Below are 14482 nucleotides of genomic sequence, written 5' to 3' on the forward strand. Positions count from 1 at the left end.
CGGCCGATCAAGATTTGCTGAAATCCCGGCCCCCCGGCATTTGCTATTACGGGATTGCAGGCTAATTTGTGCCCCAGACGAGGGGGATTGCATCAATGCGGATTTTGGTCATCGCGGCCGCCGTGCTCGCGCTAACGGCTGCGTCGGCGCAGGCGCAGGGCCGCAGCAGAGGCCAGCCGAACGAAGCGAAGTCGGACAATAAGCCCAAGGTCGACGAAAAGGCCTACAAGGCCGCGCTCGAGCGCATTCCGGAGCCCAAGGAGAAGTACGACCCGTGGGGCGGAGCCCGTCCGGCTGAACCTGCCAAGAAGCCCAAATAAATGAGGGGGGCGTTGGCGAGCCGTCTGTGTCAGTCGGCCGCCGCCATCGTGCTCCTCCTGTTTTCCTCGTGGCCAGGCATCGCCTGGGAGAGCTGGGGTGGCGATCCCGGCGGCTCACGCTTCTCGCCTTTGCGGGAGGTCACGCCCGACAATGTCGGCAATCTGGTTCGGGCCTTCGAATTCCATACCGGCGATCTCGCGGCGCGGCCGCCCGAGGTGATGCGGCGAACCAAATTCCAGGCGACACCGTTGTTCGTCGAGGACAGCCTGATCTTCTGCTCGCCCTTCAATGAGGTGATCGCGCTCGATCCCGGCACGGGCGCGCAGAAATGGCGCTTCGATCCAAAGATCGCGACCAATCAGCGGCCCGCCAATCGCTATGTCTGCCGCGGCGTGACCCATTGGATCGACGATGAGGCGCCTGCAGATGCCGCCTGCCGATCGCGCATCTTCATGGGCACGAACGATGTCCGCCTGATCGCGCTCGATGCAAAGACCGGGATTCCCTGCGCCGGTTTCGGCACTGGCGGTGAGGTCAGGCCCGATATCGGCATGAAGCTGGACTGGCCCGGCGAATTCCAGATCACCTCGCCGCCGGCGGTCGGCCGCGGTGTCGTCGTGATCGGCTCCGCGATCGGCGACAACCGCCGCGTCGACGCGCCGAGCGGCGTGGTGCGCGCGTTCGATGCGCGCAGTGGCCAGCCGCGCTGGACCTTCGAGCCGCTCAAGCGCGACGGTGTCGAAGCCGGTCACGCCAATGTCTGGGCGCCGATGTCGGTCGACGCGGCCCGCGGGCTGGTTTTCCTGCCGACATCCTCGCCGTCGCCGGACTTTTGGGGCGGCAAGCGGCCGGGCAACAACGAGCACGCCAATTCGGTGGTCGCGCTGCGCATCGAGACCGGCGAGCTCGTGTGGGCATTCCAGACCGTGCATCACGACGTCTGGGATTACGATCTGGCGTCGCAGCCGACGCTGACGCGTATCGACACCGGAGACGGCCAGCGCGATGTCGTGATTCAGCCGACCAAGCAGGGATTTGTCTTCGTGCTCGACCGCGATACCGGCAAGCCGGTGTGGCCGGTGGAAGAGCGCGTGGTGCCGCAAGGCGGCGCGGAAGGTGAACGACTGTCGCCGACGCAGCCATTCCCGACGCATGTGCCGCCGCTGACATCGCAAAGAATCTCGACTGAGGATGCGCTCTCGCTCCTCCCTGGCCTGGGTCGCTCCGCTTGCGAAAGGCAGTTCGCGGAGGCACGTAACGAGGGGTTGTTCACCCCACCCTCGACGCAAGGCACGGCGGAGTTTCCCTTCACCGGCGGCGGCGTCAACTGGGGTAGCGCAGCCTTCGACCCGGTCAACCAGATCCTCTACGCCAACACCGCCCGCGCCGTTCATCTCATCAAGCTGATCCCGCGTGCGGAGGCGGCTGGATTCGATCTGCCTCCCGGTCATGATTTCGGCCAGCAGAAGGGCGCGCCGTTCGCGATGTCGCGCGCGGTGGTGATGTCGCCGCTCGGGCTTCTTTGCAACAAGCCGCCTTGGGGCGAGATGGTCGCGGTCGATCTGAAGGCCGGCAAGATCCTCTGGCGTTCAACGGTCGGCACCACGGAAGACCTTGCGCCGCTCGGCGTGCCGCTGCCGTGGGGCGCGCCGCTCGTCAACGGGCTCGCGGTCACCGCAGGCGGTCTCGTCTTCACCGGCGCGATGGATGCCTATCTGCGCGCCTTCGATGCGCGAAGCGGCCGGGAGTTGTGGCAAGGCCGGCTGCCGGTGCCCGGCGTCGCCAACCCCATGACCTATCTCTGGAAGGGCGAGCAGTATGTCGCGATCGGCGCCGGCGGCCACTCCGAGGTCGGCACCTCGATCGGCGACAGCGTCGTTGCGTTTCGCCTGGCGCGGCCGGGTGAAGGGCCGTCGCTGTGGTCGCGCACCATCGATCGTCCGGGCGGACGATTTTGGGTGTCGTCGTCAGCAATTGTGTTCGCGATCATCCTGCTGATCATCGCGAGCCTGCGCTGGCGTCGTCGACGTCGTATAAAGCAAGCATGATGCTGCGTTGTGTATGCGATGCGAACAGTTGTTCACATCGTGCGTGCTATCGTACGAAAGCGAGGCCGATGCGCCTATCATTGCGCCATACGGTGTGGCAATTCCGTACGAAATTGTCGCGCGCGATCGAGAGCGTGAATGATTTCGGCAATATGACGGGGGAATCGAGCTCGATCGCCGCGCCGCCTTCCGACATGTTTCGCACCGTGCACGCGATGCCGCTGCTTTCAAAGGTGATCGTTCCACCCTTGAAAACACGGTAACGCTGCGCTGCACGTTTCTCGATCATCGGCATTAATCCATAACGATGATTGTGAAGTAGTGCATAGAAATTACGTTGAAATAAACTCAATACTGGCGCTACTTGCACAGCGCTTCAGACTTCGTTTACGACGTTGGAGCGGTGAGTCACTTCCCGCCGACTTTCCTCACAAGCCCTTCCTTTGTGGCGTTACGCGCCGATGGAGATATTGATGAAGACTACGCTTTCGCTTCTGTTCGCCGCAGCGCTCTCGCTGTCATCGATGCCCGCCCACGCCGTCAAGTGGGACCTCTCGACCATGACCTGCAAGCAGTTCCTCGAGAGCCGCGAAGACAACATCGCGGTCGTGCTGACCTGGATGGACGGCTGGTACAAGGGCGACGAGGACAACGCGATCATCGACACCGAGGTGTTCATCGAGAACGCCAAGAAGTTCGGTGCCTATTGCGGAAAGAATCCGACCGTCAGCGTCGTCACCGCGGCTGACGAAATTCTCGGCAAGTAATTCCTGAAGCTGACCGAAGCGCGGACGCAATCGCGCTTCAGTCCCTCGCTTCGATGCGAAATTGATTGGAGAGCCGCGGAGCGCCTTGCGCGCTCACGCGGCTCTCTTCTTTTTGGATGATGCTCAGCCCGGCAGCATGGCGAACGCGCTCGACACCATCGCCACCTGCTTGTTGTCGGAGGCCGAAAGCAGCGTGACACGGCCAAAACTCATGGTGCGTCCGAGCCGCACCACGCGCGCGTCGGCGAGCACATCCGAGGAGGAGACCGCGCGCATGAAATGCGTGGTCTGGTCGACCGTCGTCATCGGACGATAGCCGCGGTTGGCGGCGAGGTTCGCGATCACCATCGCGGTATCGGCAAGCGCCATCAGCGCCTGGCCGCACACCACGCCGCCGTTGCGGCACAGCCGCTCCGAGAATGGCATGCGCAGGAGCGCGCCCGGCTGCCAGTCCGCCACGTCCGATGGCGGCAGGTGCTCGAGGCGCTCGACGGCGAGGTTGAGATCCTGGACCCAGGGCGCAAAGACCTCGCCGAGTATGCGTCTGGCCTCAGCGATGCCGAACTCGGCTTCTGGCTGCGATGGCATTGCTGTCGGTCCCCCCTGTGTTGCTGGATGTTTCGGCTATTCTGCGCGCATCGGCGCGGCAAAGTCACCCGGTCTTCGGTCGGCTCTGTCGGCTTGAAAATGCCTGACTTGGGCCGATATGATACTGGGCTTGGGAACGGGTGGGCGATGTTGCGTCGGTGTGTCCTTGTGTTTGGGTTGATAGCGCTGGGTCTCGCGCTGGACGGGTGCACCAGATGCGGCCCGATTTGGGACGACTGGCTGCAGGCGCCGAAATCGTGCAGATCGGACCGGCTCTAGCGCGCCATTCGGCCTAGCGGGCCGTTGACAAGAACGACAAGGCGCGGTTGACCCGCCCTTCATGGATGATCAAGGAGTCAATGATGAAGCTTTTCCGTATGGCGGCGGTGCTGCTGGCCGTGCTGGCGGGACCGGCCTACGCGCAAATGCCCAATCTCAATTTGCTGCAGGAGGGTCCAGGCAAGACCCCCGAGGAAAAGGCCGCGGAAGCCGAGCGTGACAAGGCCTACAAGGAAACGCTGAAGAAGATTCCGGATTCCAAGGCGTCCAACGATCCCTGGGGCGGCATACGTTCCGACCCGCCGAAGCAGGCGGCTGCGCCGAAGGCATCGGCCGCGACCAGCGCGCCCAAGAAGAAGTCCGGCACGACCGCCAATTGACCTTTTCCCCGATCGGAGGCGGCTGATGCCTCCGGCCGGGACTCCTCTTCTGCCGGCCTGCTCCCTACATCTCCGAGAGCGTATTGCGTTGAGGAGGAACGGCATGGCCGATCGTCCGCGGGATCTCGCCGAGAGGATGGCGCGCCGGCGCAAGATGGGCGGCAAGCCGGGCGAGCGCGGCGGCGACGGCTTCTTGCGTGAGACTTTCACTCTGCCGCGCCCGGCGGCGCGGGCGAGGGCGGAGGCTTTCTTCGCCCGCTACCCCAAGGCAGGCTATATGAGCGCGGTCGAGACTTGGCGCGAACTGCCGGGCGGCGAGATCGAATTCACCATGCGGCGGCTGCCCAGCGCCGACTAGACGTCAAGTCTCCTCGAAGGATTCGGCGATGATGCGGATCCGGAACACGGGCTCCTTGGCCTCGTCCAGCAGCTCCATGTGCCATTCGGAGTTTTCGTTGAGCTTGCGCGCGAGGCCGGCGGCCATGTCGGCGCAGATGCTGGTCATCATCTTCCAGGCCGCATCGCGATCGGCAAATTCCGTCGCCTGGTCCGCGCAGCCGGAATAGCGGCCGTTCCGAATTCGAAAGAAGTAGAGCGGCATGGCTGGCACCGGTCACATGATGGTCCCGCCTCCCGGGCCATGGGCGCGCGCAGTGCAGTCCCAAACTTGGGACAGATCAATTCCGGGCCGCTACGGACGACACCTCGCGCGCGTGGCTGCGGAACCCGGCTCAGGCGGTTTATTCATGCGGTCTTGCGCCCGATCGCCTTCAGCTCCCGATCGATGCGCAGCTGCACGCGCCGGATCGCCAACAGATCGATCTTCGTCTCGGTCTTGCCCGTCCTGATCTCGTCACCGATGCGGAACTGCCACTGCCAGACTCCGGGAAGCGCCGTCGTGGCAACTGTGAACTCAACGCCCCTGTGATTCATGGTCATCTCCACGATTCACCCTCCATTCACCGTGAACATGTTGGGCGTCACTCTATTCCTGCGACAAGCGAAATTTGGCGGTAAGCCTTGGATAGTTCACGGTAATCTTTGGAACCGCGCGCGGTTCGAAACAAACGAAATTAGGTTCCGAAAACCGTGCACGGAATCCGGGCAAGGCATGGCAAATTCACCCGGTCTTGCCGTGCAACCATCCGCGCCGAGGAACTCTGTTCATGGTCGGAGAACCCCGGAACGCGAGATCCGCGCATTTGACACAGCGCGGTCCGGATTCCTTCCCGTATCGTGTGGAACCCAAAGCGGCGCGCGTTGCTGCTGCCGCCATTCAAAGCGAACAGGTGTGGTCGATACTTTTCCACTTTTGCGTGTCATGTATCTATGCTCTGCTTGTGAACGACGGTTCGAACGCGATGTCACGAAGGGGAAGGTGTGAGCTGGCTGAGACATCTTGTGCTGCGCTGGGGTGCACGGAATTTCTCGCTGACCTGTCCCCATTGCCGGCATCCCGCGTCCTCATCGAGCTTCAAGCGCGCGCGTTTCATGCTTGGTGACGAGAAGCTCGTCTGCGAAGAGTGCGGCGAGACCAGCGTCGTCACGTTCTGGCGTTTCGAAGGACTATCGAGCCGGCCCGATTGCACTGACGCGCTGCGGCGCGCGCCGCTGTCCGATTCGCGGCACTGATCCGACGCCGGCGGTGTGCGTCGAAGTCCACTCCTTGCGTGCTGCGGCACATGCCTTGCTTGGCCTCATGACGGCAAACAACATGGGCGCGTCATGCTCGGCATTCCCCGCCGCTACTCTCATTTCGTCTTCGGTGTCATCCAGTCCGGCCTGACCTCGCTGATCGCCGCGGGCATCGCCAGCTTTCCCGCTCCTGGCGCGACGGTCTTCCTCGCGCACTGGATGGTGTCGTGGCTCGTCGCGTGGGCCGCGGTGCTGCCGATCGTGCTGCTCGCGGCACCTGCGATCCGCGCCTTCTCGCTGCGGCTGACGCGAGAGGAGAGGGCTCGGTGAGGCGGCTGGCAAGCATGAAAAAAACCCGCTTGGGGAGAGCCAAGCGGGTGAAAGGTTATTGGAGGCTGAGGTGCTGGGCTGCAACACCGTAGCCCCACGAGCCTAGCCGGTTGAGCTTACGACAGCCTGACAGGGCCGGCAGATCGGCTTTCAACCTGCCGCGCGTCCGCGCCCGCAAACAGAAAACCCCGCTCGGGGCAGAGCGGGGTCCTCGACTGTGTATGGAGGCCCGGTGTTGGTCCACCGGGCACAGCCAGACTAGGAGACCAGGCTTACGGGTGCCTGACGGCCGGCACCGAAATCCGCGTCGGGAGGCCGCAGACTGGCCCCGCACGCGTCCCAATTTGGCCACCCGATCGCACCACTGGAGCCACACCCCTCGGCGAGATTTCGCATCGTCGGCGACGCCATGGGGGAAACGTGGTGCGCCGGCAGCGGGGTGGCATCATGGATAACGTAGAGCGGTCATTCGCCGCCGCGACGGCGGCTGGCTTCGTCGTGCTGGTGATCGGCCTCGTGCTGCTGGCGCTGCTGTAAGGCGTACCGGCGGACGGCAGCCGAGGCCGGACCGGGCTAAAGCAGGCGCTTCGATCCTGGGTGGGCACCCAGGACGCCGCCGCGCCCTTTCAAAACATGGAAAACAACCCCATGCACAGTAGGGGGTCGGGCGATTTCGTTGTGCGATCAATGGCTTAGTTGTGGTATTTAGATACCTTAAATGCCGCGCAACGGCTCCGACGCGCACCCCGAGCGCAATGCCGGATCCTCGACATGAACAGGGGCTGGCTCTGCCGGCCCACGCCTGCGACGCGCATTCCCGACGGCCGGTACGGCGGCTACCCGCCCATCGCGGCGCAGCCTTGGTCAGATCAGAAGCCCGTCGGCAGGCTTAGTGGACCTTGATCTCACCGAGGGGAAGGCGGAGTTCGGCGGCGCGCTCTTCGCGATCCCTCTTGCGAAACTCGTTTTCCTTCCGCTCGAACTTCACCATCTCCTCGTGCGCCGCCGCCAGGAGGTGATTGCGCCTGACAGCATTGGGGTGCGCGTCTTCCGTCATGTTCCTGGTCCCCGTCGTTGCGATCCGATCTCGAAGAAAGCCGGGCATCGCAGAAAGGTTCGATGCCGCAGGATTGCGGAATTATGACGGCGCACGGCGGCTGCGTCTTTGATGCGCGTCATCTTCAGTCGAAGGGTGACGAATGCGGAGGATCGGCAAAAATCAAAAAGGCCGCCAACCGAGGCGGCCTCTCATCATCTTTGAATCACTTGATCTTTGAATCGGTTGCCCGCTAGCGGCAGGGCTTCTAGCGGCAGGGCTTCTAACGACAGGGCTTCTAACGACAGGGCTTGCCAATCATCTGGGCGTGCCGGCTGTGGCAGCCGTCGTGCAACTGAGACTTCCTCGTCACCTTTGCGCCGACCTTCGGGGCGCCCGATGCCGTCGCGGCATTCGATATCTGGGCTTGCGCCGGCACCGAGCCGGCGAGGACAGACAGCGCCAGAGCGATCTTGAGGATTGCCTTCATCGTGCCTCCTGAGGTTGTTCGAACGGTACGCAGAGTAACGCTACTTATATGAGCGTTACACACTGTAGCGTTCAATTCAAGTTCGATCGGAGGCATGACGACGAACCGCCGTCCTCGCGGCGGACCGAGATGGGGCAAAGTGAGGTAGATTGCAGATGAGGCGGGGCGAGCGCTCCGCGGAATGGACCGATTAGGCGGCCTCGGTCCGTCGCGACGTGCACGCCCAATGTGGCGAGCCGTGGTGGCCTATTGCTTCGTTGTCGGCGGCTCGAAGATGAGGGCGGCTTGGAACACCCGCCCGGCGTCGGTGCGGACTTCGATCGCAACGTCTGTTCGATCCTCGTGTCCCGCCAGGTCGCGCGCAAGGCCGCTCAATGTCTGCGTCGCCTCGATCTCTGCTTCGCGCTGGGTTCGAAACTCCAGTCCCTCATCGTCGGCATAGAGGCCGGTGTCGTCTCGGATATCGAAAAAGTACCGGACCATGGCGCCGCCTCTCAGAGAGAGTATCGCCGCCAACCCCGCCTTGGGAGGACCGTTCCTAATTATTTCGGCGGCTGGAATCCGGGTACTGTCCCAATCCCCGGGCGTGGTTGGCGTCCCGTTGGCCGGCGAGAATGCCAGGACCGCCGCTTGCAGGTTGGGCAATCGTAGACCTGGACGCCGAGCGCCGTTGAACCAGGTCAATCATAGCTGTCTTTACGGACGGTCTCGATCCGCCTTGCGTCCGCCTACATCTGTGGCGGCGTGACCCTTGCTTCGTCTCTCGTCAGGGCGGCCAGCCTGTCCAATTGGCTAGCCACGCCAGTGAGGCTCCGGGCGATGTTCTTCAACAGGAAGGCCCTGTCCGCCGAAACCCCGGACGATTGAGAGAGGACCTTGTAATGATTTGCGAGTTCCTCGCATTTAGCAGCGTCGATCATAATTGAGCCCATCTATGAAACAGGTCAACAGCTCAACCCTAATACGGTTCCCACGCGGGGCGCTGACGACCCTTGGCGTTGCAATGCCTCGCATCCTACCACAGCTATTCGTCGTCAGGTTGTGTTCTGCGCCACAAATCGCGTCACTCCCGAAATCAAATGCCACCACGCCAGGAAACAGGCTCGTCCCTGAAGACGGCCCCGGCCGGTGGGGCTTGATAGGGGTGAAGGCCGGGGCCGCTTGGGGATGCTTGGCCCTTGGCAAAGACCAAGCGAATCCGAGTTTAGTCGACCCTCACCGCGCCTCTGTTCGTTTCAGCACATAATTGCCAAATTTTCCTGCCCCGCATTCGCATGCGCAAATGCATATCGAGGGCCGGTACGGTTTCCTTATCGTCTTGGATTGGCAGACCACGGAGACGTGCGTATTGCCTGACCGGCACCCTCGCAGGGCAGATTTTTTCATTCGGATGGGTGGCATCGGTTGGATGATGTCCGACCGAGAGCGCAAGGGCCTGGCGATCATCGAAACAGCTGCGCCCGATGTCTATGCGGGCGCGCGGCAGTCAAGTCCGCCGCATTGCCAAAAATTCCCGCGACCGATGGGCCGCGGCATACTCCCGTCCGGCTTCCTCGGTGCGCTCCGGATCGGGAGACGGGAGCGGCTTTGGGAGGGACTGATTTTCGGTCACCTATCTCGGTGTCTCAAACGCACCTGTGGCAACTCTGACACCGGGACTGCCGAATGAGCTCACAGGAAATCCGTGCAATGAGCGATCCCCGGTAAGGTTGCAATCGCACCCGGTGCGCGCGCCCAGGCTCGGATCGCCAGGTTGGCCGCCTTCAAAACCGAGGGGCGCAAGATTTGAAGCGCATCGCGGATCGTTGCGCTCAGGGGCTGCTGACGGATCCGTGTGCGCAGCCGGGCAACCCGCAATGCACGCACCATCGTTTCAGGATCGGGAAGTCCGCGCTTATCCTCCAGAAGGCTCCAGGCGAGGTGCTTGAGTTCGATGGTCTCCTGGTCGATCTGAGGGAACGATCCCAATGCCGTGATGCTCGCGTGGTTGGTCGTGTCGTAGAACACAAGACCGTCGTCGATCGCCACCATGTCGCCCTGGCAGGCGAGATCGAGAAAGAACAGTTGGTCCACGCCCCAACTGATCGACTTGTAGTTTCGCATCAGGCAACCGGCCCGGATGACCTTGCCGTTGATCAGCAGGGTCGACGGGACAATCCCAAGCAATCGGGTCTTGCCCGCCAGATAGAGATCCGCCAGGCACTGCTGGCCCGAATACAGATAAACTTGGCGTCCTCGCCGGTACCTTATGCCGCTGTCCTGAACGAGATGAGATGTGGAGGTCATGAACGCAGCGGCGGGGTACGTCCTCGCCAATTCCGCAAAAGTCGCAAGCGATCCTGGCGTGAGCCAGTCGTCGTCGTGCAGCACTTTGATCCAGTCGCCGCGACATGCGAGCATCGCGTTGTTGGTATTCTCAACCTGGCCGCGGCCGCGGTGGTTCTCGATAACGCGAATGCGCGGGTCGCTCCGCGCGTGCTCGGACAGGATGCTCCAGGTCGCGCCTTCCGGACCTTCGTCGTCGCTGATCACCATTTCCCAGTCGGCGTGCTCCTGCTGCAGCACGCTTTCAATCGCGCGGCGCACCATCTCCGGTCGGCGGAAGGTGGGTATTGCCACCGAAATGAATGGGCGGTGTTCCGAACTCTGGGAGCTATCGAACCGCTCGGCGTACAATTGATCCATTCATCGTACCTCGTTGATCGAAGCGGTCGTGGCTGGAAGTGGCAGACCCTTCTTCGGTTTGAGCCTGTTCGCAGATCTTGAATCGAACCGAGCGAACGAGGCGCGTGAATGCTAGGGAGACGATCTCGATGCGGTCATCGTCCATTCGCATGAACTTTGTTCCCGCAGGCCGCGACGTTTCGAAGCGGCCGCTTGTCCGCCTTGGTGAAAGAGCGTTCTGGTTCCCCTCGGTTTCTGTCGCCGCAGCAGCCGCGCCAACGCGGTGACGGATCAAGACGGGGGCGGCCAATCGAGGCGGCGTTGGTTCAGTTTCTTGCGGAGCGCCTGAAGGATTTCGCGAAGCTCTGCCGCGTTGCTTCTTTCCAAGAGGGAAGCGAGGCGCGAGCGTGATGGCGTTTTCAATCACCGGTAGATTGCCAAGGGCCGCTCGGTGACAGGTGGAGGGTGACTGCGTCCTGCCGCGACGTGCTGTCTCACCTCGCGACAATTGAACGACTTCAAATCCGGCCACGGCTCGTTTCAAAATCGGACAGTGAGGTCGGAAACAGACCACGCCCAAACCCGGGTGCTGTCCCAATTGGGACACTCGGAACATCAAGTCAGGACATGTTGCTTGTTGGGCTTCAGAAGCAAGAACGCCGTCCGCTTAAATGAAGCGCGGACGGCGGCTTTCCAGCCCCGGGAGGGAAATTGTAAAATCCCGATATCGTTTTGTCTGCACGTCCCGTGCCAAGGTTCATCGGGCCAGCCGCAGGAATTGGGAAAACCTTCATCCTCAAGCGTTGATGCCGCCAACGCGAATGACCACGCCGGGACAGAATCCGGATCTGTGCCGGCAACGCGATACCTCAGGCGCGTCTGCTTCTAGGCTGGCTTGGGCGGTTGAAGCCCCGGCGATCTCAGCCACTCGCTCATGTGCGAGCCGGTCTCAGCCTGTCTGGCTTTGCGGAGGAGGTCCTCTCGTTGAGGACCGTGAGGGAGGGCTTTAGCTTGTTCGCGGAGGCGTTTCGCTTCTCCGGCAAGTCGTTCTTCCAGTGACACGGTCTGCGTGAAACGACGGCGCTGCTTCATGACACAACCTCGTCTTTACGGGTCCTAACCGCAGGGTTTGAGTTCAAGTGAACTTAATATGCAGACGAGCCACCTTCAGTTCCAAAGTGAACTTTTCAAAATCAAGCCGCTTCGAAATTCGCTTTGGACCAGGAGGTTGGCCCGGCACCAAAATCCCAGCGCTGTCCTAATTAGGACAACGGGACTGTCGGATTAGGACATCAATAAAAACGCCGCCCGCTTAAATATCGCGCGGGCGGCGGCTTTCCAGCCCCGGAGAGGTGGATGCAAAACCCCGGTGACGATGAGTGTGCACAACCTGTGCCAAGGTTTTATGTCACGTTGCGGGACGCCGCAGCGGGGATCGGGCCACCACGTACCACGAATTTCTGAGAATCAGTATTGTCTCGAAGAAAGAACGTCGTGGGGGCAGTACTTGTTACGGGATTGCCGAAGGACTATTCGCCTGTCTAGCCAGATTATCGGCCTTTGACGCGAGCTTTCGGCTGATTGCGAAGACGACGTCTTCAAGTGAAAGAGGCCGCCACTGAGGCGGCGTTATCATTGCTTGCTGAAAATCCTGGAATTGAAAATGGCCGTGACTTCGAGAACACGGCCAGTTCCGTTACGAACTTCCACCGCGAAATGCTGGCCCGTCGAACCTTCCATGACCGCATCGCGGGCGGCATCGACAAGTGCGCCGAGCGCCATATCGTGTGCCGCCTCGGCGTCCAGCAGTTCGACGCCATCTTTGTCCTGCGAGAAGATGCCATCCGACCTGAGGTCGAAAAAATACTGAGCCATTGATGCTCAGCTTACTTCGGTGCCTGCAAACCCGAGGAATTGACCCACTCTTCGAGGTGACATGCAGTGTCAGCCTGACGGGCTTTCCTCAGCATATCATCCTTCAGAACGCCTGGCGAAAGCTCTGCCGCCCGGGTGCGGATATCGTCAGCGAAGACCCGCAGCCTGTCCTGAAGAGATACGGATTGTCTGATGCGTTGCCGTCTTTGCAAGGCGCTGCTCCCTGTTCGAGGGGGCGGGAGCGCTGTGATGGAGCGTTCTCGTCACCGATGGTAGCCACGATCCGGGCGGTGATGGTGAAAGTGTGCGCTCGGATCAGGGGATTAGCGAGTCCTCAATTTGTCCCGCCATTCGGAACTTTTACGAATTAGGACACTGCCGAATTCAACTTGGGACACAACGGCTCAAATGCGGACAGCACGCTCCGCCGCAACTTAGCGCCATGTTATTGAGCTGGGCGTGTCGCTAAAGCAGAAAGAACGGGCGCGGCATGGATCCGGCGGCCAGCATCTTCAAGATGATCTATCGGGATCAACCAGTCAGTACGGAGGGGCTTCCTTGGCGGAAGGAAGACTTCACGAAACGAAAGAGGCCGCCAACCGAGGCGGCCTCACGAGACCCGGCCCATCGCCAACGCGCATTGTACGATGGACCGTTCCGGGTGGATGGCGCGAGAGTGTCGCGCCACAGACCGGAATCTCAATCCCGATGTTGCAGAGTCGTTCCCGTCAGGCCGCCCACTGAGGCGGCCTGACTTCATCCGCCTACAAAGCGGGTTCGCGTGACCAGAAATACGAAGCCGATTCCGGTCACGGCGAGGAAGGTGCAAAAATACCGGATGCGATACATGCCGAACCAACCCGGGCGTGCCGCCATGGTTCAGGAGGTCGGCGAGCTCTCCGCCCATCTGGTGGTCTAGGCCGAGGTTGGACGGAGAGCCGCGCGCCGGACCCCCGTCGCATGACAATGCTAGGAACGTGCCATGACAGTCGTGTGAAACTGTCGGCGCCGCTCAGTGGAGATCAGGCCACAAATGAATGAAAACGCCGCCCGCTTGAAATGAAGCGCAGGCGGCGGCGTTCCAGCCCCGAGAGGGATTAGCAAAATCCCGGATATTGATCAGTCCGAATGGATGACGAGAAGGTTCAACGGCACAACGCGACCAAGCTCAAATGGATGCGTGGCGGCGCTGCGTCGAACTGGGCATTGAAATCCCCCAGCCCAATAGATACGGGCGGGAGACGAGATCGTTTCACACGCGCAGAGGCGGATTAGGGCACTTCTTTTCCGTGGTTCTATGAATGGCGAGCTTGCGCGTTTTTCCCGGAGGGATTGTCGGCTGACAGCGTGGCTGACTTGGAAGGCTACATCGAAATCCTTTTGCGAAAGCTTCGCCGGGAAGCTGGCAAAGAAGCCGCCAACTGAGGCGGCCTTAACCGGTCTTCCGTTCGAGCATCGCCATTTCAACTTGGTCGGCCAGGACTGTGAGATGACTTGCGAGGCGGTCGAATAGTTCGCGCTTAGCGGCGTCGGTCGCGGATGAGAGCGCACTCCGCCGCGTCCTTCCGCAGCTTCTCAAGTTGAACCAGATGATCTTGCATGGCCCGCTGGCCCGCTGTTTCGAGAACCAGCGGAGTCAACGCGACGGGCTTACTTCGGCGGCTGCAAGCCGGATGATTTCAACCATTCCTCAATGCGGGCGGCGACATCGGATTCGTGGGCCTTCTTCAAAAGAGCCTCTTGCTCTGGGGCCGCCTGCAATTGTTCTGCCTTTTCTCGCGCTAGTCTGGCTTCCTTGATGAGCCGCTCTCCAAGCACTCTATCCGGTTTGAATCGGAAGCGCTTCATGACTTCCTCCTGTCACAAAGTTCGCTCTGCTTAAAACTTTCAAGGGGCACAGAAGTTCTACGGAACTCTACACCTCATGTTCGCTTAGCGGAACACATTCGTTTGCGGTCCGTTCTTCAAATCCAAATCGGGCCACCGCGAAAATCAAACTAGGCCACCGCGCTCGGAAACCAGGCCAGCATCCGGGTACTGCCGAAATAGGCCACTCGGGATTGCAAAGT

Annotated in this window: 17 protein-coding genes; 7 read left to right on the forward strand and 10 right to left on the reverse strand. The window is 61.4% G+C overall.

Annotated features, from left to right (window positions below; translation table 11 throughout):
- Window positions 1-95: 95 nt before the first annotated feature.
- Together ACVJ5M_RS17730 and ACVJ5M_RS17735 are read left to right on the forward strand one after the other, a co-directional pair.
- Window positions 96-320 carry a hypothetical protein gene (locus ACVJ5M_RS17730; protein ID WP_085404269.1) on the forward strand — a complete coding sequence of 75 codons (225 nt, stop codon included), beginning with the start codon at window positions 96-98 and terminating at the stop codon, window positions 318-320.
- On the forward strand, window positions 321-2369 hold the full coding sequence (locus ACVJ5M_RS17735) for a pyrroloquinoline quinone-dependent dehydrogenase (protein ID WP_354097439.1): 2049 nt from the start codon (window positions 321-323) through the stop codon (window positions 2367-2369).
- A 46-nt stretch (window positions 2370-2415) separates the two neighbouring features.
- Here the strand turns inward: ACVJ5M_RS17735 and ACVJ5M_RS17740 are convergent, their stop codons facing one another.
- Entirely contained in the window at window positions 2416-2664 is a 249-nt protein-coding gene (locus ACVJ5M_RS17740) for a PilZ domain-containing protein (RefSeq protein WP_225005279.1), read from the reverse strand.
- 178 nt (window positions 2665-2842) lie between these two features.
- On the opposite strand from ACVJ5M_RS17740, the gene ACVJ5M_RS17745 reads away from it, so the two are divergent.
- Window positions 2843-3136, forward strand: a complete 294-nt coding sequence (locus ACVJ5M_RS17745) for an HdeA family protein (protein ID WP_354099760.1) — start codon at window positions 2843-2845, stop codon at window positions 3134-3136.
- A 123-nt stretch (window positions 3137-3259) separates the two neighbouring features.
- Here the strand turns inward: ACVJ5M_RS17745 and ACVJ5M_RS17750 are convergent, their stop codons facing one another.
- Window positions 3260-3724, reverse strand: a complete 465-nt coding sequence (locus tag ACVJ5M_RS17750) for a PaaI family thioesterase (protein ID WP_166342535.1) — start codon at window positions 3722-3724, stop codon at window positions 3260-3262.
- A gap of 362 nt (window positions 3725-4086) precedes the next feature.
- Between ACVJ5M_RS17750 and ACVJ5M_RS17755 the strand changes: the two genes are divergently transcribed.
- Both ACVJ5M_RS17755 and ACVJ5M_RS17760 read left to right on the forward strand, forming a co-directional pair.
- Entirely contained in the window at window positions 4087-4383 is a 297-nt protein-coding gene (locus ACVJ5M_RS17755) for a hypothetical protein (protein WP_354097440.1), read from the forward strand.
- Between the two features lie 103 nt (window positions 4384-4486).
- Window positions 4487-4741 carry a hypothetical protein gene (locus ACVJ5M_RS17760; protein ID WP_014494095.1) on the forward strand — a complete coding sequence of 85 codons (255 nt, stop codon included), beginning with the start codon at window positions 4487-4489 and terminating at the stop codon, window positions 4739-4741.
- A 3-nt stretch (window positions 4742-4744) separates the two neighbouring features.
- On the opposite strand, the gene ACVJ5M_RS17765 is transcribed toward ACVJ5M_RS17760, so the two are convergent.
- The gene (locus ACVJ5M_RS17765) at window positions 4745-4984 is read right to left on the reverse strand and encodes a DUF6894 family protein (RefSeq protein WP_028152656.1); all 240 of its coding nucleotides are present in this window, start codon (window positions 4982-4984) and stop codon (window positions 4745-4747) included.
- 143 nt (window positions 4985-5127) lie between these two features.
- On the reverse strand, window positions 5128-5316 hold the full coding sequence (locus ACVJ5M_RS17770; RefSeq protein ID WP_071917357.1) for a hypothetical protein: 189 nt from the start codon (window positions 5314-5316) through the stop codon (window positions 5128-5130).
- 447 nt (window positions 5317-5763) lie between these two features.
- Here ACVJ5M_RS17770 and ACVJ5M_RS17775 point away from each other — a divergent pair, with 447 nt between their 5' ends.
- Entirely contained in the window at window positions 5764-6015 is a 252-nt protein-coding gene (locus ACVJ5M_RS17775) for a hypothetical protein (RefSeq protein ID WP_354097441.1), read from the forward strand.
- Between the two features lie 93 nt (window positions 6016-6108).
- Window positions 6109-6348 (forward strand): DUF2798 domain-containing protein, encoded by a 240-nt coding sequence (locus tag ACVJ5M_RS17780; RefSeq protein WP_354097442.1) that lies wholly within the window; start codon window positions 6109-6111, stop codon window positions 6346-6348.
- 889 nt (window positions 6349-7237) lie between these two features.
- On the opposite strand, the gene ACVJ5M_RS17785 is transcribed toward ACVJ5M_RS17780, so the two are convergent.
- The 6 genes from ACVJ5M_RS17785 to ACVJ5M_RS17810 all read right to left on the reverse strand — a co-directional run bounded on the left by ACVJ5M_RS17785 (window position 7238) and on the right by ACVJ5M_RS17810 (window position 14261).
- Window positions 7238-7405, reverse strand: coding sequence for a hypothetical protein (locus ACVJ5M_RS17785; RefSeq protein ID WP_354076216.1), 168 nt, complete (start codon window positions 7403-7405; stop codon window positions 7238-7240).
- A gap of 277 nt (window positions 7406-7682) precedes the next feature.
- A complete protein-coding gene (locus ACVJ5M_RS17790) occupies window positions 7683-7874 on the reverse strand; it encodes a hypothetical protein (protein ID WP_085404274.1) in 192 nt (63 codons plus the stop codon).
- Between the two features lie 246 nt (window positions 7875-8120).
- Window positions 8121-8357 carry a DUF6894 family protein gene (locus tag ACVJ5M_RS17795; RefSeq protein ID WP_063986255.1) on the reverse strand — a complete coding sequence of 79 codons (237 nt, stop codon included), beginning with the start codon at window positions 8355-8357 and terminating at the stop codon, window positions 8121-8123.
- A 1188-nt stretch (window positions 8358-9545) separates the two neighbouring features.
- Window positions 9546-10559 (reverse strand): glycosyltransferase family 2 protein, encoded by a 1014-nt coding sequence (locus tag ACVJ5M_RS17800; RefSeq protein WP_063982345.1) that lies wholly within the window; start codon window positions 10557-10559, stop codon window positions 9546-9548.
- Between the two features lie 1611 nt (window positions 10560-12170).
- Complete coding sequence (locus tag ACVJ5M_RS17805; protein ID WP_063982346.1) at window positions 12171-12413, reverse strand: DUF6894 family protein; 243 nt, start codon at window positions 12411-12413, stop codon at window positions 12171-12173.
- Between the two features lie 1650 nt (window positions 12414-14063).
- The gene (locus tag ACVJ5M_RS17810) at window positions 14064-14261 is read right to left on the reverse strand and encodes a hypothetical protein (protein WP_063982347.1); all 198 of its coding nucleotides are present in this window, start codon (window positions 14259-14261) and stop codon (window positions 14064-14066) included.
- Window positions 14262-14482 lie beyond the last annotated feature (221 nt).

The sequence above is a fragment of the Bradyrhizobium sp. S3.7.6 genome, from assembly GCF_054061875.1.